The 22,879-nt window shown below is 61.9% G+C and carries 18 protein-coding genes; 13 read left to right on the top strand and 5 right to left on the bottom strand.

The genetic code is table 11. The annotated features are described in order from the left end of the window. Positions 1–97: 97 nt before the first annotated feature. The 3 genes from Har1131_RS17145 (at position 98) to Har1131_RS17135 (ending at position 3,981) form a co-directional block, all read left to right on the top strand. The gene (locus Har1131_RS17145; RefSeq protein WP_014031144.1) at positions 98–1,168 is read left to right on the top strand and encodes a glycoside hydrolase family 88 protein; all 1,071 of its coding nucleotides are present in this window, start codon (positions 98–100) and stop codon (positions 1,166–1,168) included. Between the two features lie 50 nt (positions 1,169–1,218). Beyond that, the gene (locus Har1131_RS17140) at positions 1,219–2,550 is read left to right on the top strand and encodes a glycerate kinase (RefSeq protein WP_050038325.1); all 1,332 of its coding nucleotides are present in this window, start codon (positions 1,219–1,221) and stop codon (positions 2,548–2,550) included. An 81-nt stretch (positions 2,551–2,631) separates the two neighbouring features. Further along, positions 2,632–3,981: a DUF362 domain-containing protein gene (locus Har1131_RS17135; protein WP_151147606.1), complete on the top strand. Its 1,350-nt coding sequence runs from the start codon at positions 2,632–2,634 to the stop codon at positions 3,979–3,981. A gap of 224 nt (positions 3,982–4,205) precedes the next feature. On the opposite strand, the gene Har1131_RS17130 is transcribed toward Har1131_RS17135, so the two are convergent. Both Har1131_RS17130 and Har1131_RS17125 read right to left on the bottom strand, forming a co-directional pair. After that, the gene (locus Har1131_RS17130) at positions 4,206–6,386 is read right to left on the bottom strand and encodes an LUD domain-containing protein (protein ID WP_151147603.1); all 2,181 of its coding nucleotides are present in this window, start codon (positions 6,384–6,386) and stop codon (positions 4,206–4,208) included. A gap of 2 nt (positions 6,387–6,388) precedes the next feature. Next, positions 6,389–6,910, bottom strand: a complete 522-nt coding sequence (locus Har1131_RS17125; RefSeq protein ID WP_014031140.1) for an LUD domain-containing protein — start codon at positions 6,908–6,910, stop codon at positions 6,389–6,391. A 462-nt stretch (positions 6,911–7,372) separates the two neighbouring features. Between Har1131_RS17125 and Har1131_RS17120 the strand changes: the two genes are divergently transcribed. Beyond that, positions 7,373–8,377, top strand: a complete 1,005-nt coding sequence (locus Har1131_RS17120; protein ID WP_014031139.1) for a HEAT repeat domain-containing protein — start codon at positions 7,373–7,375, stop codon at positions 8,375–8,377. A gap of 607 nt (positions 8,378–8,984) precedes the next feature. Here the strand turns inward: Har1131_RS17120 and Har1131_RS17115 are convergent. Both Har1131_RS17115 and Har1131_RS17110 read right to left on the bottom strand, forming a co-directional pair. Continuing rightward, positions 8,985–9,752, bottom strand: a complete 768-nt coding sequence (locus tag Har1131_RS17115; protein WP_050006930.1) for an IclR family transcriptional regulator — start codon at positions 9,750–9,752, stop codon at positions 8,985–8,987. 298 nt (positions 9,753–10,050) lie between these two features. Further along, positions 10,051–11,085 (bottom strand): galactitol-1-phosphate 5-dehydrogenase, encoded by a 1,035-nt coding sequence (locus Har1131_RS17110; protein ID WP_014031137.1) that lies wholly within the window; start codon positions 11,083–11,085, stop codon positions 10,051–10,053. A gap of 346 nt (positions 11,086–11,431) precedes the next feature. Between Har1131_RS17110 and Har1131_RS17105 the strand changes: the two genes are divergently transcribed. From Har1131_RS17105 to Har1131_RS17080, 6 genes are all read left to right on the top strand, one after another. After that, positions 11,432–12,865 (top strand): sugar ABC transporter substrate-binding protein, encoded by a 1,434-nt coding sequence (locus tag Har1131_RS17105; protein ID WP_129756240.1) that lies wholly within the window; start codon positions 11,432–11,434, stop codon positions 12,863–12,865. 36 nt (positions 12,866–12,901) lie between these two features. Next, complete coding sequence (locus Har1131_RS17100) at positions 12,902–13,834, top strand: carbohydrate ABC transporter permease (RefSeq protein WP_014031135.1); 933 nt, start codon at positions 12,902–12,904, stop codon at positions 13,832–13,834. Next, positions 13,834–14,712: a carbohydrate ABC transporter permease gene (locus Har1131_RS17095; protein WP_044952797.1), complete on the top strand. Its 879-nt coding sequence runs from the start codon at positions 13,834–13,836 to the stop codon at positions 14,710–14,712. Before Har1131_RS17100 ends, Har1131_RS17095 begins: the two co-directional genes overlap by 1 nt. Positions 14,713–14,803: 91 nt before the next feature. Continuing rightward, entirely contained in the window at positions 14,804–15,964 is a 1,161-nt protein-coding gene (locus tag Har1131_RS17090; RefSeq protein WP_064289109.1) for an ABC transporter ATP-binding protein, read from the top strand. A 71-nt stretch (positions 15,965–16,035) separates the two neighbouring features. Next, the gene (locus Har1131_RS17085) at positions 16,036–16,689 is read left to right on the top strand and encodes a class II aldolase/adducin family protein (RefSeq protein ID WP_129756242.1); all 654 of its coding nucleotides are present in this window, start codon (positions 16,036–16,038) and stop codon (positions 16,687–16,689) included. A 32-nt stretch (positions 16,690–16,721) separates the two neighbouring features. Then, a complete protein-coding gene (locus Har1131_RS17080; RefSeq protein ID WP_151147599.1) occupies positions 16,722–18,197 on the top strand; it encodes a rhamnulokinase family protein in 1,476 nt (491 codons plus the stop codon). A gap of 4 nt (positions 18,198–18,201) precedes the next feature. On the opposite strand, the gene Har1131_RS17075 is transcribed toward Har1131_RS17080, so the two are convergent. Further along, complete coding sequence (locus tag Har1131_RS17075; RefSeq protein ID WP_014031130.1) at positions 18,202–18,975, bottom strand: SDR family NAD(P)-dependent oxidoreductase; 774 nt, start codon at positions 18,973–18,975, stop codon at positions 18,202–18,204. Between the two features lie 120 nt (positions 18,976–19,095). On the opposite strand from Har1131_RS17075, the gene dgoD reads away from it, so the two are divergent. From dgoD to Har1131_RS17060, 3 genes are all read left to right on the top strand, one after another. Beyond that, complete coding sequence (gene dgoD / locus Har1131_RS17070; RefSeq protein ID WP_050038331.1) at positions 19,096–20,247, top strand: galactonate dehydratase; 1,152 nt, start codon at positions 19,096–19,098, stop codon at positions 20,245–20,247. Between the two features lie 69 nt (positions 20,248–20,316). Then, positions 20,317–21,348 carry an NAD(P)-dependent alcohol dehydrogenase gene (locus Har1131_RS17065; RefSeq protein ID WP_064289106.1) on the top strand — a complete coding sequence of 344 codons (1,032 nt, stop codon included), beginning with the start codon at positions 20,317–20,319 and terminating at the stop codon, positions 21,346–21,348. 431 nt (positions 21,349–21,779) lie between these two features. Next, positions 21,780–22,808, top strand: coding sequence for an LLM class flavin-dependent oxidoreductase (locus tag Har1131_RS17060; protein WP_008311924.1), 1,029 nt, complete (start codon positions 21,780–21,782; stop codon positions 22,806–22,808). The last annotated feature ends 71 nt before the right edge of the window (positions 22,809–22,879 follow it).

Genomic DNA, 22,879 nt, shown 5'->3' with positions numbered 1-22,879 from the left:
TTCGAAACAAACACGTCTCAGGCGTTCGTCAGCCCGCGATAGCTATCGGACACATACTTTTTTATTAGTACGGCTGGCAGGTAGATGTAGCGATCAGATGTCGTCAGACAACGCCACACAGCCAGCAACACGTGCAGCGTCGCATCTCAGAACGCTCGACCTCGACGGCAAGTCGTGGATCACCGGCGTCGCCATAAACGGCCTCCTCGCCGAGGGGAGCGAGCAGTCCGTCACGGCTGCGAAAGACCTCGTCGACAGGGCCGTCGCGACACAGGACGACAACGGACAGTTGGGATACGGACCGAGCTACCCCATCGAGGTGTTCAGCCACGGCCGGGAGTACGAGGCCAGCTGGGAGCTCACGGTGAAAAAGTGCATGAACACCAACAACACGACCGCTATCGGCCACGGCGTGCTCGACTTTTACGAGCGGACGGGCGACGAGCGATACCTCGACGCGGCGAGGGGCGAGTACGAGTGGCTCCAGTCAGTCGACCGGACGGAAACGGGGGGTATCCCCCACCACGACCCGGAGGTTGCCGGAATCAAATCGCTGTGGATCGATTCGGTGTATATGATGTGCCCGTTCTTCAGCCGATACGCCGAGGCCGCAGACGAGCCAGCGGCCCACGACGAAGCCGTCACGCAGTATCTGGTTCACGCCGAGCATCTCCGCGATCCCCGGACTGGACTGTTCCGACACATCTGGGTCGAAACGCCGGATCACTACCCGCAAGGGGCGTTCTGGGCGCGGGGCAACGGCTGGGCCGCCGCGGCGGCCGTCGAAATCCTCGACCGCTTGCCGGACGACCACGATCAGCGCGAGGATCTGGTCGAGCGCTTCAGGGATCACTGTGAGAGCCTGCTCCCACTGCAAGACGGGAGCGGCTTCTGGCACAACCTCGTCGACGACACGGATACGCCCCTTGAGTCATCTGGGACGCTGATGTTTGCCTACGCGTTCAACCGCGGCATCGAACTCGGACTTCTCGACGAGTCGCAGTACCGCGATTCAGCGGATGACGCGCTCGATGCTGTGACGCATGTCGTCGACGACGAGGGCGCGGTCGGCCGCGTCGCCGGTCCCCCGGGCGGACCCGAAGCGCCGCTGACGGTGACGCCGTACGGGCAGGGCTGGTATCTCATGGCCGCCGATAGCGCGCGCTGACCCCGCCCCGGCGAGGCAGATTTTTTACCGGCCCGGGCGGAAACAGTGGTATGATCCGAAACCGAGCGACGCTTGCAGCAAGCTCCGCACACGAGGTGGCACTCGACTGTATCGAGGCCGCCATCGATGCGGCTGCGCCGGATGTTGCCACCCGGTCGGCCGTAAGCCGTGAGGGTGAGACGCTCACTATCGGTGAGACGACGTACGATCTCGACAGCTACAGCGACGTTGTCGTCGTCGGCGGTGGGAAGGCCGCCGGCGGTGTGACGCGCGCACTGGAATCCATTCTCGGTGACCGTCTCAGCGGCGGGCACGTCGTCGTCAAGCAGGCTGCCGACACCGACACGGTCAGGAGTTCCGTCGGGGACCACCCGTTACCGTCTGACCGCAACGTCGAGGCCACGACCGATATTCTCGAAACAGTCGACGACGCCGACGAGGACACGCTCGTTCTGTTCGTCCTGACCGGCGGTGCGAGCGCCCTTCTGTCGGCCCCGGCCGGAGAGCTGACGCTGGAAGCCCTCCAGACGACGGACAGGCTCCTGAGCGGCGGCGTTGCGATCGAGGAGATCAACGCCGTCCGCAAGCACCTCTCGGACCTGAAAGGCGGGCAGATAGCGCGGCGTGCGGCTCCCGCAACCGTCGCCGGCCTGCTTCTCAGTGACGTGGTCGGCAACGACCGCTCGACCATCGGCAGCGGTCCGTCGGTCCCGGACGAGACCACGTACGAGGACGCGCTCGCCGTGTTCGATAGATACGATCTCACCCCACCACCAGCGGTTCGCAAACACCTCGAAGCCGGACGGGACGGAAAAATTCCTGAGACGCCGTTTCCAGACGACCCGGCCTTCGACAGGGTCCGGAACTATCTCGTCGGCGACAATGCGACCGCACTCGAAGCCGCCGCTGTCGTCGCACGGGATGCCGGGTACGACCCGCTCGTACTCACATCTCGCCTGCGCGGGGAGGCCCGGGAGGTGGCGAAGCCGCTCGTTGCTATCGCCGAGGAGGCCACATCGACGGGGACTCCGGTCGAGCCGCCGGCCGTCCTCCTCGCCGGGGGAGAAACGACAGTCACCGTGACCGGAGACGGGGGGCAGGGCGGTCCCAATCAGGAGTTCGTCCGCTCCGGCGCACTGGACCACGGCGGCGACGCGGTCATCGCGGCCGTCGACACTGACGGCGAAGACGGGAGCTCCGTCGTGGCCGGTGCCATCGCCGACGCGACCGTCATCGACGACCGCGAGCGCGCTCGTGAGGCGCTGCTCGCAAACGACGCCGGCTCGTACCTCTCGGCGGTCGGGGCGACGGTCGAGACCGGGCCGACCGGCACGAACGTCAACGACGTGGCCGTTCTCGTAGTTCCTGACTCGACCGAGTGACGACTGCGTTTGCCGTGCCCGAGAGCTGGTTCATCGAGCCTTTGGGTCACGTTTATGACCGGACGCGCTGATACGTCACGTATGGACGCAAGCGATCAACAGATCGCGGCCAGCGCGCTTTCCTTGCCGGAAGAGACAATCGTCGAGGCCTGTGGTGATCCACAGCTCCCCGAACTCGGCGTCATCGAACAGAACTGGGAGACGGACCCGATAGCGCCGGACGACGTCGCAACACACGCGGCCCGGGCGGTCGAGTCCCTGTCCTTTGCCGACGTGCCAGAAGGCGGCGAAGTCGCGCTGGGCGTCGGCAGCCGTGGTATCGCGAACCTGCCCACTATTGTCGCCGGTGTCGCCGACGCAGTTTCCGACGCCGGCTACGAGCCGTTCGTCTTCCCGGCCATGGGGAGCCACGGTGGGGCTACCGGCGAGGGGCAACGAACAATGTTGAACGAACTGGGCGTGACCGAGTCGACCATCGGCTGTGAAATCCGGTCGAGTATGGACGTGGTTGAGGTCGGACGAACACCGGACCGTGACGTGCCTGTCGTCGCCGATGACAACGCTGTGGCGGCTGATGCAATCATTCCCATCAACCGCGTCAAACCGCACACGGACTTCGACGGGCCAGTCGAAAGCGGGCTCTCGAAAATGCTCGTCATCGGCATGGGCAAGCAGCGCGGCGCACAGATTGCCCACAAGTGGGCCGTCGACTGGTCGTTTCGCCAGATGATTCCAGAGATTACTGGCCGGCTGCTCGAAGAGTTGCCCATCGTCGGCGGCGTCGCAATCGTCGAGGACCAGCACGACGAGACAACGCTGATAGAGGGCGTGCCGCCGAGTGGCTTCCTCGACCGCGAAGAAGAACTGTTAGAGACCGCCTACGAACTGATGCCGACGCTCCCGTTCGAAGAGCTGGATCTCGTGGTGTTCGACCGTCAGGGGAAAGAAATCAGCGGTCAGGGACTCGATACAAACGTCATTGGCCGCCGACCGTTCTCGATAAACGAGCCGGCCCCAGAGACACCGGATATCAAACGCATCTTCACACGCGGGCTGACAGAGAAGACCCACGGGAACGCGATGGGCGTCGGTTCAGCCGATGTCGTCCACGAAGATGTCGTCGCGGAACTCGACGCGCAGACGTCGCTGATCAACGCGCTCACCGCGAGCACGATTCGCGGGGTGAAAGTACCGCCAGTGGTCGAAACCGACCGCGCCGGCATCGTCGCTGCGCTGTCGACGATAGGGGTCGTCGACACCGACACCGTTCGAGTCCTCCGTGCAGCCGACACGATGCATCTCCACCAGCTCTACGCATCGCCGGCGCTGGTCGAGGCCGCACGCGACCGTGACGACCTTCGTGTGGTCGAAGACCCGTCACCGATTGAGTTCGATAACGGACAGCTCGTCGCGCCGTCGCTTCGCGAGTAGCTGCCGGTAGCGGACCTGTGGACTTGCACTGCAGAGCATGAACAGGACAAGCAATGGTACATAAAGGTCGTCAGAGCACGGATGCGCGACCTCAGATCCCGGGATCCAATCCGACGTACGCCCCCGACATACAGGTGGATATAAGCACGGTATAAATAACGGGCGTACACGCGTTAGGTACAATGTTTCCTGCCTGCACGCAAATAACAAGCCGCAGCGGTCGCTTACGTCGCCAACAGCTCGATAGGATGGCGCGGCTGCCGTTCCAGCAGGGCGTCGATCTGTTCGAGACAGGAAGTCCCGCTTGCGACGACGGGGCGGTCTTGGACACCGTCCTCGCGCAACTGCGTCCGGAGCCGGTCGCCAACGTCCATGCTCAGTTCGTAGTAATCGGACTTGTACCCGAAGCTCCCGGCCATGCCACAGCACTCCACGTCGGATGTAACAACGTCGTAGCCACATTCTTCGAGGACAGCGACGGTATGAGCTTCAAGACCGAGTGTTCGCTGCTGGCAGTGGCTGTGATACGCGATTTCCGCGCCGGTGACGGTCGAGAGCGACTCGACGGACCCTCCATTGTCGAGCAGCCCGAACACGTATTCGAACACCTCGTAACTGTTCTCCGCGATGTCGGTGAAAGACGACTCATCAAGGAGTCGCTCGTATTCGCGGGTGAACATCGCGTGGTCGCTCGGCTCGATAACGACCACGTCGCGGCCGTCTGCGATATGTGGTTCGAGGGCCTCTGTGACCCGCTCAGCGTGGTCTGTCGCCGTCGCAACCATACCCTGTGACAGCGGCGCGCGGCCGCTGGATGGTACCGGTGGGACCACCACATCGACGCCCAGCGATTCGAGCACCTTCACCGCGGCTTTGCCGCGCTCGACCTGTACGTGATTCGTGTACAGGTCCGGGTAGAGCACCGCCCGGCGCTCGGGGTTTGTGACCTGTGAGTCACGGGCAGCGGCCCAGTCGACGAGCGTCTCCCGCTCGAACGTCGGGAGGTCACGTCGCGGGTCGATACCCAGAATTAGGGCCATCGCTTGCTGTGCGACTGTCGTGTCGGCCAGCCAGTTCGACACCGGTGCGGTGGCGCTGCCGAGCTTTGCGACGGTCTCGAAGTTGCCGAAGAAGCGCTTTTGCAGTGGCGCACCGTCGTCCTCCTCGTCGGGCGTGAGTCCGTCGACGAGCCACTCTCCGGGAGCGTCCTTGTCGCGGTTGATCCGGTCCCGGACGACGGTGTTGATCCATGGGATATCGATGCCGACCGGGCAGGCGTTCACGCAGCGGGTACACCCGGTACAGAGGTCGTTGAACTCCTCGGCCACGTCCAGCCCTTCGATGCCGGCCTCCCAGCCCGTCGCAATGCCACCCGAATACGTCTCCCCGCCGAAGGCGTGGCCGCCGACGCTCTGAAAGTTCGCACACGAGTTCGAACAGGCGGAACATCGGATGCAGTACAGCGTCTCCCGAAGCTGCTCGTCATCTCGCATCTCCAGTCGGCCGTTGTCGATCAACACGAGATGGAAATCGCGGTCGGAATCGAATTCCGACAGCGGTGTTTCGTCGTCGGTGAAATCGACGACCGGCGTGTCGACTGGCGGAGTCAGCAGCGAGACGTACGACGTGATGTCCTGTCCGGTGCCCGAGCGACCGATGAGTTCGATGAACGGGTGGAGGTCTCCAACCGTCGGGATGACCTTCTCGACGCCGGCCACTGCGACGTGCGTGTCCGTCGCGGCCACGGTTTTGCGGGCGTTGCCCTCACTGGTGACCAGCGCCATCGTCCCGGTATCGGCCGTGACGAAGTTCGCACCGGTGATGCCGACTTCCGCGTCGATGATCTGCTCGCCCAGCTTTTTCCGGGCGAAGCGGGTCAGTTCCTCGGCCGTCTCCAGCGGCTCGTCGGGCTCGAACCGTTCGTTGAACAGCTCCGCGATGCTCTCGCGGGACTTGTGAATCGCCGGGGCGACGATGTGAGAAGGGGCTTCGTCGGCGACCTGCAACACCCACTCGCCCAGGTCCGTCTCGACCACGTCCACGCCATCTGCTTCGAGCGCTTCGTTGACCTCGATCTCCTCGCTGGTCATCGACTTGCTCTTGACGACCCGGTCAGCCGCTCGTTCGTCGACGACATCGCGAATGTAGTCGTTCGCGTCGGCGGCGTCGTCGGCGATGTACACCGTTCCCCTGTTCGCTTCGACGGTCTCCGTCAGTTGGTCGAGGAGATCTGGAAGTTCCTCGATGGCGTCCTCCTTGATACTCCGGGCCGCTTGCTTGAGTTCCTCGTAGTCTCCCAGGTCCGCGACAGAGTCGTAGCGCCCCGTGTTGAACCCCTGCGTGTTCTCCGCGACTGCCGCGCCCTCGGTCCGCATCAGTTCGCGGAGTTCGTCGGCGGTCGCCATCGTCACGCACCCTCCTCGACGATGATGACGTGGACTTCCTTGGGTCCGTGTGCGCCTTTGACGAGCGCGCCCATATCGGCTGTCGCGCTCGGTCCTGTTGCGATGATCGCGCTCCCACCGGTTTCGTTGAACCGTTCGTCCAGTTCTGCCACTGCCGCGTCCATATCGGGCTGGATGTCTTCCTCGTGAAGAATGGCGACGTGACGCTCGACAAACAGGCTCAGGAGTTCGCTGGCCTCTTCGGTCATCGAGAGGACGAGCGAACCGTAGTCGCCGATGCCGAGTTCAGCACCGGTTACGCCGGTGGTCGCTTCGCGAAGCGCGACCGGAGTGGGGTCGACCGTGACCGGCGTCCCCGTGAGAGAAAACGCCTCGTCCCCGGCCGTTTTGTCGAGCGCGATCCCGACTGCAGGCTCCGTGACTGCCTCCGTAACAGCGGCTTCGAGGTCGGACTCGGCAGTGCTTGAAACTGTCACACCCAATGCTTCGAGAGCGTCCTCGAACGACGCGCGTTTGCTTTTCATCTATGCGCGAACCGAAAACCTACATCATCATTTAGTTTTTGTCTGAAACGGGCGGAAGTCCGACAAATCCAGTGGGCTGCCGCGTATATCCAGCTACGCTGGGCATCGTTTTACTATAGTAGCCATTGAAAATCAATGCACACCTGATCGCACGACGGCAGTGCGATCAGTGTGTAAATCGTTTCAATTGTTACTATAGATCAGCAGACAGTTACTGTATTTACTTATATTGCCACTCGCCCGATGTAAGCTGATTAATATATTCGCCACACAAATACATCCAAATATCGGTACTCTCTACCGACATCTCTCATAAATAGGTGTATAAACCATAGATGCATTACCATATACGGCATTAATGGCGGTATCACAGTTTCAACGGTGTGCGGTTATTTCGGATCGAGTAATACCCGGGAGGCAAGGGGTTTTGTGGGTTCTCCGAGAAATGCCGACAACGGACCGATGGACGACCAATCCGGTGCACCTCCAGATTCAGAGATTGTGACGTTACTCGAACAAGGAGAGAAAGCTGACGCACTGACAGCACTTGAGCGGCTTTCGATGGCCGGAGCGGCTGACCAGCAGGCGTGCTTGCGGTCACTCAAAGCGGCTGCTGACGACCAGCCGAAACTGTTCGACGGCGTACTGACGTCGCTCACTGTGTTTTTGCAGAATAGCGAGCGGCCAACACGGCTCACGACAGCGAAATTGTTCGTCACGGTCAGCGAGAGCGCGCCGGACAGCGTGGTTCCGGTTGTCCCGACGCTTGCCGAGCGACTGGCGGATGAGTCGGAGTTCTACTACGTTCGCGCCCGGTGTGCAGAGGCGCTGGGCTACGTCGCCGTCGACCATCCCGATGCCGTCGTCTCACCTGAGGTCGTGGCAGACCTGCGCATCGGCCTGGAGTTCGACAAACCAGAAGTTAGGGAGAAATTAGCGAAGGCGCTGGCCCACGTCGCCATGGGCCGTCCCGACAGACTCCGCTATCAGGTCGACTCGCTCGCCGAGCATCTTCGAGCGGACAGCGAACTGGTTCGATATCACCTGAGCACAGCTCTCGTCGTTATCGGCTCTGCGTGTCCCGAACGGCTTACAGACGCCAGGGAAGCACTCGTCTCGTGTCTCGAAGACGAAAGCAGATACGTCCGCGGGCGGGCAGCCGAAGCGCTGGGGTTGCTTGCCGGCACTAAGAGCGTGGAAGCGTTCCCGGAAGCACAACTCGAAGAGTTCACTGTGGACGAGGAGTTTGTTGCCGAGCGAGCCCGGTTCGCTCTCTCCCAGTATCGCGGGGCGGAACCTGCTGATGGCTTTACAGGAATAGCCGCGAGAGATGCAATCCGCACACAGACATCCGACATTGTCTCGGAGATCCGGACGCCGGAAGGCGATGACGGGTGCCCACACTGCGGGCTTTCGCTCCCCGAATCCGGCCCCCCGCTGTGCCCGGGCTGTGGCACCCCATTGTGAGGGCACAGTCGGTTTTCCTGCAGTTCCCACAGAAACCGCATTGTCTCCGTCTCTGACAGGGTCACGGTTGCAGTAGTTATCTGGTGCTGCGTCGTCTCGTAGCGATACCCATCAGAGCTATCTACTTCCGTGGAAGATCAGATGTTGCGTATGGGACATACAGACTTGGATGGAATAGACGTATATCTGGCAATTCCATCTCCAATTTTGAGATATATGACCGGAAATGTGTCAATTATATATTCATATTAGCGGTGGACGTGAGTTAGAGACCAATAGCCGCTGTTGTAGTCGGTGGGACTGTCCCCACAACACCTCGCTGTTCAATCCTGCGGCCTGTTCTGCTGTAGAGAACAGCACGCGATTGACAGCAGTAGCACTCACACGATGGTGCTTAATCTCACAGTCAGTACAGAGGGGCATAAAGTGATCCGCGATTCCTTCGTGAGATTACTTCTGATGCCGGGGTGACCGGAAACTATCTTTTCGACGCATGAAGATCAGGCGTCGTCGGTAGCGGTGTGTGGCAGTGAGGCCGTTCGTCCATTCCGATGGCGGCCACCAACAGAATAGAATAACAGTAGTACGCTCGTTATTCAAGAACCCATCAATTCGATGTAAGGGCCACCTGAATGGATTTTGTCGTGCTGAGGACTTGCCCGGTGATATCCTCCCTGAGGTATCGGCCGTTCAAACGCTCAACGGGGCCACAGATGCCCAGTGCAGCGATCCGATCACCACTGACGTCAGGGAGCGGGGCGGCAACACCGATAATCCCCTCGTACTGTTCTCCTCTACAGAACGCAATGCCGTCATCACGAACCCGGCGCAGTTCCTCGATGAGTTCATCTGGGTCGACGAGAGTTGCGTCAGTCGGTGCGACAAGCTCTCTTTCATCGAGAACCGATTCGACGCGATCACTCGGGAGCGACGACAGCAGTGCCTTTCCCGGTGCGTTGACATGGAGTGGCAACCGTTCGCCCGCGTGGAACGGGACTGCCCAGCCGTCCTCGGGTTCGGAGATCGACACCGGGACACCGGCCGTTTCTTCGAGGACGAACAGTGTCGCTGTCTCCCCTGTTGCCGTCGCGAGATTGTCCAGTTGTTGTTTCGCCGCCTGATAGAAACTGAGTCCATCACGCGTTCGCTCACCGAGAAACAACGGGCGGAGCGACGCCTCGTACTTCTCTGCGCGCTTGACCACGTATCCGGCCGCACGCAACGTCGAGAGGTGGTTATGGGCGACGCTCTTGGAAACCCCGACGAGATTGGCAAGCTCTGTAACGCCGACAGGCCCCGTCGCGTCGACAAGCGCTTCGAGGATAGCCACCGATGTCTGGGTTGCTTCGACTGCATACTGTGGTTCGTCGGTCATTGACCGTCGTTTCGACCCGCCGCGACAAAAGCCTGTTCACTAGAGCAGAACAGATGGTGGCATGTGCAGTAGGCCCAGAAGATATCCTACATTATTTATCACTATTTTCTGGATCGCTACGAGTTCCGACTGTCGAAATTTATTCGTTCTTCTCTCCAGAACAACTGCGGCCGGTTGCAAGGCACCGCGTCAAGTGTGGACTGTACTGTTCGAGTTCACGAATTGCTTCCATAGCGATACCGTGGTCAAGCGCCACGACGACCGCATTTCCGGACAGTATCGAGGAGGTCGTACTCGCTCACTCGGAATCCCCTGGAACGACTACTTTCTTCAGCCCCTCAGCGTTGCCCATCCGTTCAAACGCTGTCGGGAGATCGTCGAGCCCGATACGTTCGGTGATGAGCGTCTCGGCATCGATGCGTTCGTGTCTGAGCAGTGTTATCGCTCGCTCGAAGTCCTCGGTCGTCAGGGAGAACGAGCCGCGGTAGTCGACCTCGTCGAAGAAGACATCGAACGGGCTGATTTCCATTGTCGCTTCTTGGTCAGGGACGCCGAAGATGAGTGTCGAGCCACCGGACGCAGTCACAGCGTTGGCCTGCTTGATTGTCGGGACGAGCCCAATAGCCTCGGCGCCGACGTCGACCGGTCCGCCGGCCGCCGCACAGATCGCCTCCTCGGGATCTTCTTCGTTGGGGTCGACGACGGCATCTGCGCCGAGGTCGGCAGCCAGCTCTCGGCGTTCGTCATCAAGTTCGGAAACCACGATTGGGGCAGCGCCCGCGTTGCGGAACGCCTGCAGGAGCAGCAAGCCAATCGGGCCAGCGCCGATAATACCGACGCTGTCTCCGGGTTTGATGTCTGTCTGCTCGACGCCGTGGACACAGCAGGCGAGCGGTTCGGCGAGCGCGGCCCGTTCGAATGACATCTCGCCGATGTCCTCGACGTTGATCGCCGGGACGCGGACGTATTCAGCGAAGGCACCGTCGAGGATGGTGTCACCGGCACCGCCGATGCTCGTGTTGTTCTCACAGAGGTGCGTCTCCCCCTTCTTGCAGTATGAACAGGCGTTACAGGGGACGGTGGGGTTGATTGCGACGCGGTCTCCGACCGCGAAGCCCTCAACGTCGGCACCGACTTCCGCAACGGTCCCGGCACCTTCGTGGCCCAGGACCAGCGGTGTCTCTGCGGCAAAGGTGCCGTGGTACATATGATAGTCGGTCATGCAGACGCTACAGGCGCCGACCTGCACGAGAACCTCGTCATCCGCAGGGTCCGGTCGGTCACGCTCTTCGACGGTAATTTCGCCGACATCGGTCAACGTGCTGGCGCGCATCAGTCGTCCTCCGACGGTCGGGTCGCGGTCGTCACTACAGCAGTACCTCGGTCGTGAGTTGGTGTGGGTCGGGTCATGGGTGGTCTGGGCCGTAGCCCGTTGTCACTGGTCCAGCCGAGCTGGACGCACACAGCGGACTCAGCCACGATCCGTACTATCGATGTTTTCGGACCGCATATTAAAATCTTGCCACGGTCTCCCGTAATCGGGCGACAGAGGAATTCGCAGATAGAGGCGTCCTAGTACTGCAAACCGTCGGATCTCGCCCAGTGAGATGGGTATTCTACCTTACAGATGATTACCTTTATTATGCATCGGTAATTCGGTAGTGACGAGGCAAACTGGCATGACCAACTCCAACAGGCGGACGTTTCTGAAAGCGACAGGTGTCGGACTACTCAGCGGTCTCGCTGGCTGTACACGAGGCGGCGATGGCTCAGATGGGAGCGGAAGTGACGGCTCAAGTGGGGGTAGTGATGGCGGAACCAGCACCGACGGAAGCGATGGCGAGCTCGCGATTCCACTCAGCGAGTACGAGGACGCCGATATCGACTGGCGACAGTTCGAGGGGTCCTCGATCAACATCGGGGCCGTCCAGCACCCCTGGGTTTCGGCCATCAAACCCGCGGTCCCGGTCTTCGAGGAACTGACCGGGATCGACGTCGTCTGGAACGTCCTGCCCGAACAGCAGTTCCGGACCAAGCGCCAGACGGACGTCAGTACCGGCGCTGGGCAGTTCGACGTTTTCTACATGGATCAGGTCGTCAACCAGTTCCGTGAGGAGGGCTGGATACAGCCGCTCGATCCGTTCTTTGACGACGACAGCCTCTTCGACGAGGACTGGTACGAGCCCGACGACCTCTTCGAAGCGTCGCGGTGGCAGGCTCACGGTGGCGGCTACAGCGACACATGGACCGGGATGCCGATTACGGTCGAAGTCCAAACGCAGTTCTACCGCAAAGACCTCTACGACAAGCACGACCTGGAGGTCGCGGAGACGCTCGAAGAGTTCCGTCAGAACGCACAGACCATCCACGAGAACGAGTCGGACGTCGTCGGCACCGTCGGCCGTGGCGACAAGGGCTACGGGATGAACATCTACGTCCTGAACACGTTCCTGCGCCAGAACGGCGCAGAGCTCTGGGACAGTTTCCCGGACGATTCCGGACTGGACTCCGACGGCGTCATCAACGCGGCGGACTGGTACGTCAGCCTGCTGCAGGACTACGGTCCCGAAGGGGCCTCGACCCAGACCTGGTCGGACGTGCTCTCGACGATGCAGGAGGGCCGCGCCGGCCACATCGTCTCCGACGCGAACCTGTTCTGGCCCGGACTCACCGGCTCTGACTCCTCAGTTGCGGATAACGTCGGTATCGCGAAGGTGCCCAGCCCGGCCGACGGCCAGTTCTCGCCCAACGCGTTCAACTGGCAGATCTCCACGTCCAAGAACGCCCAGAACTCCGAACAGGCGTTCCTGTTCATGGTGTGGGCGTCCTCACAGCCGACCAACACCTGGATGCACGTCGAGGGCGACGCCGCCTTCTCCGTCCGACAGTCCGTCTGGGAGAACGACGAGTTCCGCTCTCGCGTCGGCGAGAACTTCGCACAGGTCACCCTCGAATCCCTGCAGGAAGCAGCGCCGGACCCGTTCGACCGGAAGTACCCCGAATGGGGCCAGCGGTACTCGGAGGAACTGCAGCGCGCCATCGCCGGGCAGAAGTCCGCTGAGGAGGCGATGACACAGGCGGCATCCATCGCAGAAGACATCTACAGCAATTAAGTCTCAGCCACACCTGCGCCACAACACATCCCACAAATGAGTACACCAACGCAAACGGAAACGACACCTCAATCGACCTTCGCCAGGCTGCGGGACCTGTGGAACGACTACCTCCCGTACTGGTTCATGGCACCGATGGTGGCGGTGATGGTGATGATCACCTTCTTCCCCGGTGCCTACGACCTGTATCTCAGCCTGATCGCGGAGCCGACACTCGATGTATTCGCAGCTGATTTCGTGGGGCTGCGCAACTTCGAGACGGCGTTTACCCGCGGCGGCGCGATCCACTCGTTCGTCATTACGATTACTGTCGTCGTCAGCGCGCTGCTCCTCGAAACTATCCTCGGGTTCGTCCTGGCCGCGCTCGTCGCCGGCGTCGGCTCCGGCCGGGCGAAGTCGTTCTACCGGGTGTTGTTCATCATTCCGATGGCCGTCGCCCCCGTCTCGCTCGCGACCATCGGCCGGATCATGCTGAACAGCGAAATCGGAATTATTCCGTACGTCATAAACACCGGCACGCCGTTCGCAGCGCCGAATTTCCTCTCGGAAATCCCGCTGCTGACGGTTATTCTCTTAGACGCGTGGAACTGGACGCCGTTCATGTTCATCATCTTCTACGCCGGCCTCTCGTCGGTGCCGAAGACGCTCATCGAAGCGTCGCGCGTCGACGGTGCGCCGATGTGGCGTCGCTACGTCCACGTCATCATCCCCTACATGAAGCCAGTCGTGTTCGTCGCGACACTCATCCGGTTAATCGACCTGTTCCGAACGTTCGGCGTGGTGTACGGGCTCACGGGCGGCGGCCCCGGGACGGCGACCCAGCTCGTGAGCATCAACATCTACGAACAGATGTTCATCAACAACCAGATCACCGTGGCCGCAGCGATCGCCGTCGTTTACCTCGTCCTCGTCGTTGCACTGTGTAACGTCATCATTGCGAAGGTCGGCTTCGAGGGGGTGTGGGACTGATGGCGACAACGGATAGCGACTCCGCGACCGCGTCACAGCGACTCGACAAGGATACGCGTGAGACCATCGTCACGGTGGTTCGACACACCATTCTCCTGACGTGGTCGTTCATCGTGCTGTTCCCGCTGTACTGGCTCGCTTCGATGTCGCTGAAGCCGCCCGGAACAGCGAATTCGCTGCCCCCGGACTGGATCTTCCTGCCGACGGTGTACAACTACATCCAGTTGATCCAGGATTCCGGGTTCGTCGCGGCGTTCGCCAACAGCCTCGTCATGGTGTCGGCGTCGGTCGTCCTCGTGCTGTTGATCGGCGTCCCCGCCGCGTATGTGCTCTCGCGGTACGATATCCCCATGGAGCGGGACGTGCTCGTGTGGATACTTTCCTCACGAATGCTTCCGCCGATTGCCGTCGTGCTCCCCTTCTTCATCATCTTCCGGGAGCTCAATCTGTTCGACACGCGGGTCGGGATGGTGCTGATGTACGTCAGCATCAACCTCTCGCTCGTCGTCTGGGTGATGAAAGCGTTCTTCGACGGCATCCCCGAGACGCTGGAAGAGGCGGCCCGTGTCGATGGCGCGACCCAGTTCCAGGGCTTCAGGAAGGTCGTCCTCCCGGCGGCCAAGCCCGGCATTTTCTCGGTCGCCATCATCAGCTTCATCTTCGCGTGGATCGAGCTGCTGTTCGGGCTCGTGCTGACGAGCTTCGAGGCCGTACCGGTGACGCTGTTCGTCTACTCGTTCATCGGCTCGCGCTCGATCGAATGGGGGATGCTCGCGGCCGCCTCGACAGCGATGATCGTTCCGGTCGTCATCTTCCTCATCGCGGTCAACAAGTACCTCGCGGCCGGGCTCAGCTTCGGCGTGGTGATCAAAGAATGACGACGCTGTCCACACCACGACAGGTATCGCTCGCAAACGACGCCCCTGCGGCGGCGGTAGCTTCACTTAGCCGCACATCGGAGGCAAGATAATGGCAAAGATCACAATCGACGACGTTACGAAGCGATTCGGTGAAGGAGATGAGTCAATCGTCGCGGTCGACGACGTCTCGCTGGACATCCGCGATGGCGAGTTTATCGTCTTCGTCGGTCCGTCCGGGAGCGGGAAGTCGACGCTCATGCGCATCGTCGCAGGGCTGGAAACGCAATCCGAGGGCGATATCAGAATCGGCGATAAGGTGGTCAATCAACTCGGCCCGCGCGCCCGGGATATTGCGATGGTATTCCAGAACTACGCGCTGTACCCCAACATGACCGTCGAGGAGAACATGTCCTTTGGGCTGAAAATGTCGACGGACATGTCCGCCGACGAGATCGAGGAAGCCGTTACGTCCGCTGCCGAGATGATGGACATCGATATGCTGTTGGACGACAAGCCCGGCGAACTCTCCGGGGGACAACAACAGCGTGTCGCGCTCGGCCGCGCTATCGTCCGTGACCCGAACGTCTTCCTGATGGACGAGCCGCTGTCGAACCTGGACGCGAAGCTCCGGGCGGAGATGCGCACCGAGATCAACCGGCTCCAGAACGACCTCGACGTGACGACGCTGTACGTCACCCACGACCAGACGGAGGCGATGACGATGGGCGACCGGCTCGTCGTCCTCAACTACGGGGAACTCCAGCAGGTCGGCACGCCGCTGGAGTGTTTCTACCGCCCGGCCAACCAGTTCGTGGCCGGCTTCCTCGGCTCGCCGTCGATGAACTTCTTCGAGGGCACCGTCGAGGGCGGAACCCTCCGCGCGGACGGCTTCGACTTCGACCTGACCGAGCGGATGCAGTCCGCTGTTGGGAGTCGAAACGAACTCGTCCTCGGTATTCGGCCGGAGGATATGACGCTTCACGACCGGGCGAACTCGGGCCACGAGTTCGAGGCCGTCGTCGACGTCGTCGAACCGATGGGGAGCATCTCCTACGTCTATCTCCAGGCCCGGTCACAGAGCCACGAGCAGACGTTCATCGTCGAGACGGACGGCCAGCGCCCGATCAGCGAGGGCCAACACGTCTACGTGGAGATCCCGGACCGGGACGTGCACCTGTTCGACCGCGCCAGCGGCGAGACGATCCACCAGCGCCAGCTCGGTGACGACGCGGAGATGGCGCTCGAAGAGCAAATGAAACCCGCCGAGTGACGGCGATACCTGTCGTCGCCTCACTCGCCGTAACCGACAGTTATCGACACACGACACATGACACATGACACATGACAGCTCAAGATATTCCACACTACGAGACGCGTAACGCTATCTGCGAGTACGGCCGGAGCCTGCTCGACGACGACCTGACAACCGGGACTGGCGGGAACCTCAGCGCCCGGCTCGACGAGAACCACATCGCGATCAGCCCGTCGGGAATCCCCTATGGAGAGATCGAACCGGAAGACGTTCCGATCGTACACACGGACGGCACTGTCGTCGAGGGCGACGTCGACCCGTCGACAGAACTGCCGATGCACCTGGCCGTCTACCGCGAGCGACCGGCGGTCGGCGGCGTCGTCCACACCCACTCGCCGTACGCGACGACGTTCGCCTCGCTGGGCGAGCCGATACCGGCCTCGCACTACCTCCTCTCGTTTACCGGGACGGAGGTCCCCGTCGCCGAATACCGGACGCACGCGACCGAAGAACTCGGCGAAGCGGCCGTCGACGCGCTGGGCGAGTCGTTCAACGCCACGCTGTTGCGCAACCACGGCGTGCTGACCGCCGACGAGTCGCTGGACGACGCCTACACGGTCGCGTTGATGGTCGAGTACTGCGCCCGCATCCACCATCAGGCCCGGGCCATCGGCGAGCCGGAGATCCTCCCGGACGAGGAGATCGACCGGCTGGCCGATAAGCTCGACAGCTACGGACAGTGACCACTCGTGCGAACCACACCTGAGAGCATCCCATGAACCACGTCGCAATCGACATCGGCGCGAGCGGCGGGACGGTGTTCCTCGGCGAGGTGACCGAGTCCTCGTTCGCGGTACAGGAGGTCCACCGGTTCGACAACCGACCCGTCGAACGGGACGGCCGCTACGTCTGGGACGTCGACGCGCTGGTCGACCACATCGGCGACGGGCTCCGTGCGGCCGACGACCGCGCCGACGGCCTCGACACGGTCGGTATCGACACCTGGGGGCTCGACTTCGGACTCCTGGCCGACGGCGAACTGCTCCGGGACCCGGTCTCCTACCGCGACCCCGAGTCGACGGCCACACGCGAGCAAGTGTTCGAGGCCGTCGGCAAGCGGCGGCTGTTCGACGCGACCGGCATCACGAACTGGAACACCCCGAACACGCTGTGGCAGCTCCATACCATCGCCGAGCGCGAGCCGGAACTCCTCGAAGCGAGCGACGGCCTGCTCATGATGCCACAGCTCCTGTCCGCACGGATTGGAGGGGTGCCGGCGGGCGAGGTGACGATTGCCTCGACCACGCAGATGGTCGATCCCGAGGAACGAACGTGGGCCACCGACCTGCTCGAAGAGCTGTCGGTGCCGACTGACCTGCTCCCGCCGCTGTCTGAACCCGGACAATGTCTCGGGGCGGTCGATGACGACGTCGTCTCGGGGCTGTCTTCGCCGCCGGAAATAGTGACGCCGGCGAGCCACGACACGGCGGCGGCCGTCGCCGGGCTCCCGCTGGTCGAGGACGCCGCGTTCCTCAACACTGGCTCGTGGTTCATCCTCGGCGTCGAGCGCGATGCACCAGTGCGGACAGACGACGCCTTCGAACACGGCGTTTCGAACGAACTCGGCGTCGACGGGAGTGTCCGGCTCCTGAAAAACATCAACGGCTTCTTCATGCTCGAAGAATGCCGCAAAGCGTGGCGCGAAGCGGGCGAACCGCTGGAGTACGAGACGCTGTTGTCGGCCGCCGAGGAGGCCCCGCCACGGGCCGCACTCGTCGATACGGATGCCGAGACGTTCGGCATCGACGAGCCGATGCCCGAGCAGATCCGGGCCTACTGCCGCCGAACGGACCAGCCCGTCCCGACGGGGCAGGGCAGCATCGTCCGCTGTCTCCTCGACAGCCTGGCGGCGAAAACGGCGCTGGAACTCGACGCGCTCGCGGCAGTCGTCGACGACCCGCCATCGCATATCGTGCTCGGTGGCGGCGGTGTTAGAAACGAGCTGTTCTGTCAGCTACTGGCCGACGCCACTGACCGCCCAGTGTCGACTGGGCCAGTCGAGGCGACGGCTGTCGGCAACGTCCTCACACAGGCCGTCGCCGCCGGAACGGTTTCTGACATCGAAACCGGGCGGCAGTTGGTCGAATCGGCGTTCGAGACGACGACATACGAACCGGGTACCGCTGGCGAGTGGGCCGACGTAAAAGACCGGTTGGCCGCACTGACCGACGCCTCGTCGCCCGAGGCCTGACACCTCACCGCGAGGTGTAGCCGCCGTCCATCACGACGGTCGACCCCGTCATGTACGACGACGCGTCCGACGCGAGGTAGACGACGAGTTCTTTCAGTTCCTCAGGCCGGCCGAGTCGGCCCATCGGCGTGTTCTCGAGCCACGTTTCTTCCATCTCGGGGCTCTCTTCGAGCACTTCGTCGACGAGTTCGGTCCGCATGTAGCCGGGCGCAATAGCGTTGACACGGACGCCCTGCTCGCCCCACTCGACCGCCAGTGACTGGGTCAGCATCCTGACGCCGGCTTTCGTCGTGTTGTAGCTGGCCTGTTTCTGCGGGACGTTCACGTCGAAGCCTGACATCGAGGAGACGTTGACGATGCGGCCCTCGCCCCGTTCGAGCATCTGCTGGCCGACGTGTTTGGCACAGAGAAAGACACCGTCGAGGTTGACCGATACGACCCGCCGCCATGACTCGATGCTCGTCTCCTCCGCAGGGGAGTTCTCGACGATCCCGGCATTGTTGACCAGTACGTCAATCGGTCCGAGGCGGTCGGTCACGTCTTCGACCATCGCCTCGACCGAGGCTTCGTCCGTCACGTCGACCTCCGTCGCGACGACGTCCGTTTGACCGTCGAGTTCTGCGGCCGTCCGTTCCGCTTTCTCGATGTTCACGTCCGCGATAGCCACGTCGGCCCCCATCTCGGTGAGCCCGGTCGCCATCTGTTTGCCGAGACCCTGCGCCGCACCGGTGACGATAGCCGTCTCTCCGTCGAGGGAGAAGCTGTCAACTACACTCATGCGTACGCTTGGTGCTCCGGTAGCCTCCAGCATAAATGTACGCCTATTTTTGTTACAGTCTTTGTCGGGCCGATATCGGCAGCCAGTCATTACAAGTACTCCCTCGCAGATAACATAGCTATGCAAATCACCGACTTCGAACTGTTCGCCGTGCCGCCGCGGTGGTTGCTTCTTAAACTGGAGACTGACGAGGGGATCGTCGGCTGGGGCGAGCCCATCGTTCAGGGCCGGTTGGAGACAGTCCGTGCCGCTGTTACCGAGCTTATCGAGGCGTATCTCCTTGGGGCCGACCCACTTCGAACCGAGTATCACTGGCGGAAGCTCTATCAGAGCGGGTACTTCCGCGGCGGGCCGATACTCATGAGCGCGCTCGCGGGCATCGACCACGCGCTCTGGGACATCAAGGGGCGGCACTACGGCGCACCGGTGCACGAACTACTCGGCGGGCACGTCCGCGATAAGCTACTCGTCTACCAGTGGCTCGGTGGCGATGATCCGCAAGACGTGGCCGCGGCCGCGAAAGAGGACCGAGAACGCGGCTACAGAGCGTTCAAGTTCAATTTCGCCCGGGAGTTTCGGCCGATTGAGACGCCGAACGCTGTCGATCATGCGGTTGAGCGTGTGGCTGCAATCCGTGACGCCGTCGGTGACGACGCCCTCGTCGGAGTCGACTTCCACGGCCGCGTCTCGAAACCGATGGCCGCGGATCTCGTCGAGCGACTCGAACAGTTCGATCTGATGTTCATCGACCAGCCGCTGCTCCCCGAACACGACGACTCGTTTGCCAGTATCGCCGAGCGGACGACTGTTCCGATAGCGACTGGCGAACGGTTTTATTCGCGTTATGACTTCAAGCGCCTCCTCGTTGACGACGGGGTGTCGATACTCCAGCCCGACGTGACCCACGTCGGTGGCATCAGCGAGATGCGCAAGGTCGCGTCGATGGCGGAAACGTTCGACGTAGCCGTCGTTCCACACTGTCCGCTCGGCCCCGTCGCGTTCGCGGCGAGCCTGCAGGTCGGGTTCTGCGCCCAGAACGTCGTGCTGCACGAACAGGACCTCGATCTACACGACCCGACGACGAGCCAGCGACTCAAGGTCCTGGAGGACCCGAAGACGTTCCAGTTCGAAGACGGCTACGTCAAACGGCCGACCGGCCCCGGACTCGGTATCGATCTCGACGAGACTCTCATCCGTGAACTGGCACAGACAGAGGTCAACTGGTACAACCCGGTATGGCACCACGAGGACGGGAGCGTCGCGGAGTGGTAGCTGGACACGGCAACCCAATGGGGCGGCCCACCCTGTGTATTTTTATGGCTCTGTTCCGTGCCAACAGGTATGCGAACTGCTGTACTGGTAGAACCAAATGAGTTCGAGCTGAAGGACCGTCCCAGACCGTCGCCCGGGCCCGACGACGTACTCGTTGCCGTTCGCGACGTTGGGATCTGTGGCTCCGACGTCCACTACTACGAACACGGTCGTATCGGCGACTACGTCGTCGAAGACCCGCTCGTCCTCGGACACGAGAGCGCCGGTGAAGTCGTCGAAGTGGGCGAGAACGTTACGCACCACGAACCGGGCGACCGGGTCGCGCTCGAACCCGGCGTTCCGTGCCGGCGCTGTGCCCACTGCAAGCGCGGCGATTACCACCTCTGTGAGGAAGTGACGTTCATGGCGACGCCGCCACACGACGGCGCGTTCACGGAGTACGTCTCGTGGCCGGCCGACTTCGCCTACACGCTCCCGGAGGCCGTTTCCACTGCTGAAGGGGCACTGTGCGAGCCGCTTTCGGTCGGCATCCACGCCTGCCGCCGCGGCAGCGTCGGAACCGGGGATACAGTGCTGATAACCGGAGCTGGGCCGATTGGGCTGATGGTGCTGGAGGCCGCGCGTGCCGCGGGCGCGACGGACGTAATACTGACCGATGTCGTCGACGAAAAGCTGACCTTCGCCGAAGAACGGGGAGCGGACCTGACCGTCAACGTTACCGAAACGGATCTCGATGCGGCGGTCGCCGAGTACACGGACGGCGTCGGTGCTGATGTGGTCGTCGAAGCCTCCGGCGCGGAGCCGTCGATCAAGTCGACAATCGACGTGGTCCGTCGGGGCGGCACGGTCGTTCTGGTCGGACTCGCCAGCGAAGCGGAGGTCCCAATCGACGTGCTGGAACTCATCGACAACGAGGTCGACGTCCACGGCTCGTTCCGGTACAAGAACACCTATGACGCGGCTGTCGACCTGTTGGCCGACGGCGAAGTCGACGTTGAGGGAATCATCGACTTCGAATCCGGACTTGAGGACATCGACGACGCGTTCCGCCGAGCGATGGAGCCGACTGTGGTCAAGGGCATGATATCACTTGATTCGTAACCGGCACTGCATTGAGAAGACTGCCCCGGAAAAGCGCGATATGATAGCTATACAGGTATTGCTGAGTATTGGTAGTAATTTCAGCAGGCCCGTTGTACGCACGACCCCGTGACGCGACTCTGAAACAATTAATGAGGCGGTATATTCTCTGAATGTACGGCCTCATAGCGCTTGAGGCCCACGTATTTGGGATCCGGAGGGTTTCGGTAGGTGCCCGAGAGATATAATTCTCCGACCTTCACACTGCCCAGAGATAGCCAGTATAGCGAAGTGAGACATTCTGATTATTATAGTATTGCATAAAACTATTGCTTTTTCTAGATATCAGTTATATCCGGGTGGGACGTTCCATCAGAGCGGCGTGCCCGAGTGAGATACCCACGCACTGTGAGTAGCCGAACGGTTAAACCTCGCCACCGTTGTGGGCGGATATGGACCTCTCAATCGTCGATCTCTCTCCGGTCCCGAATGACGGAACTGCGGCTGACGCGTATTCGAACACCGTCGACGCGGCCCAGCAGGCCGAACGCCTCGGCTATTCCCGGTTCTGGGTGGCGGAACACCACGGGATGGGAAACAAGCTCGCCGGAACAACACCCGAGGTACTGCTCGGCAACCTCGCCGCCGAAACCGACTCCATTCGGCTCGGGTCGGGTGCGGTCCTCCTCAACCACTACAGCCCGTTCAAAGTCGCAGAACTGTTCGGCTCCCTCGATGGCCTTGCTCCCGGACGAATCGACGCGGGGCTTGGGCGGGCAAACGGGTCTCCGGCCGTGGACCGCGCGCTCGGGACGGACCGCCGCGTCCGGAACCCCGACGAAGACCACGCCGAAAAAATCGAAGCCGTCGTTTCGCACCTCTACGACAGCTACCCGGACGGACACGCGTACAGTGATCTGGAAATCCCTCGTTCAGATGCGGAGACGCCTGTGCCGTGGGTTCTCGGGTCGAGCCCGTCGAGCGCCGCACTGGCCGGCGAGCTTGGTCTGCGCTACTGTTTCGCCGCGTTCATCCGACCGGGGTTAGCCACCCGTTCCTTCGAGGAATACCGAACCCACTTCGAATCGTCGGAGTTGGCCGGCGGCGTCGACGAGCCACAGGGGATGGTCGCAGTGAACGCGGTCTGTGCCGAGACCGACGCGGAAGCGGCGCGGCTCCGCGCCGTGGCCGAAGCGTCGTTCAAGCGGATGGAGCGAGGGGTCGTTGGCACGACTCCATCTGTCGAGGAAGCGATCGACGAACTCGGAGCGGTGCCCGAACCGACGCCCGCCACGCTGGATGCCGGTGAGTGGCCACGAGCGATCTCCGGGAGCCCGGAAACGCTCAATAACCTTCTCGAACAGCTGTCTGATCGTGTCGGAGTCGATGAGGTGATGATCCAGCACGTCGTCGGCGACCACGCTGACGCGCTCCGCTCCCACGAGTTGCTCGCAGACGGTGTCGGGCTCACACCGCGCTGACTCTCTCTATTGGCGTGGGATGTAAACGGAGTTCTATGTTATACTATCAAAAGTCCAGTTTATGCCACTAA

Origin of the sequence: Haloarcula sp. CBA1131, assembly GCF_008728975.1 — an archaeon.
GTDB classification, from domain to species: Archaea; Halobacteriota; Halobacteria; order Halobacteriales; family Haloarculaceae; genus Haloarcula; species Haloarcula hispanica.
This window is presented reverse-complemented; position numbering and strand designations above follow the sequence as displayed.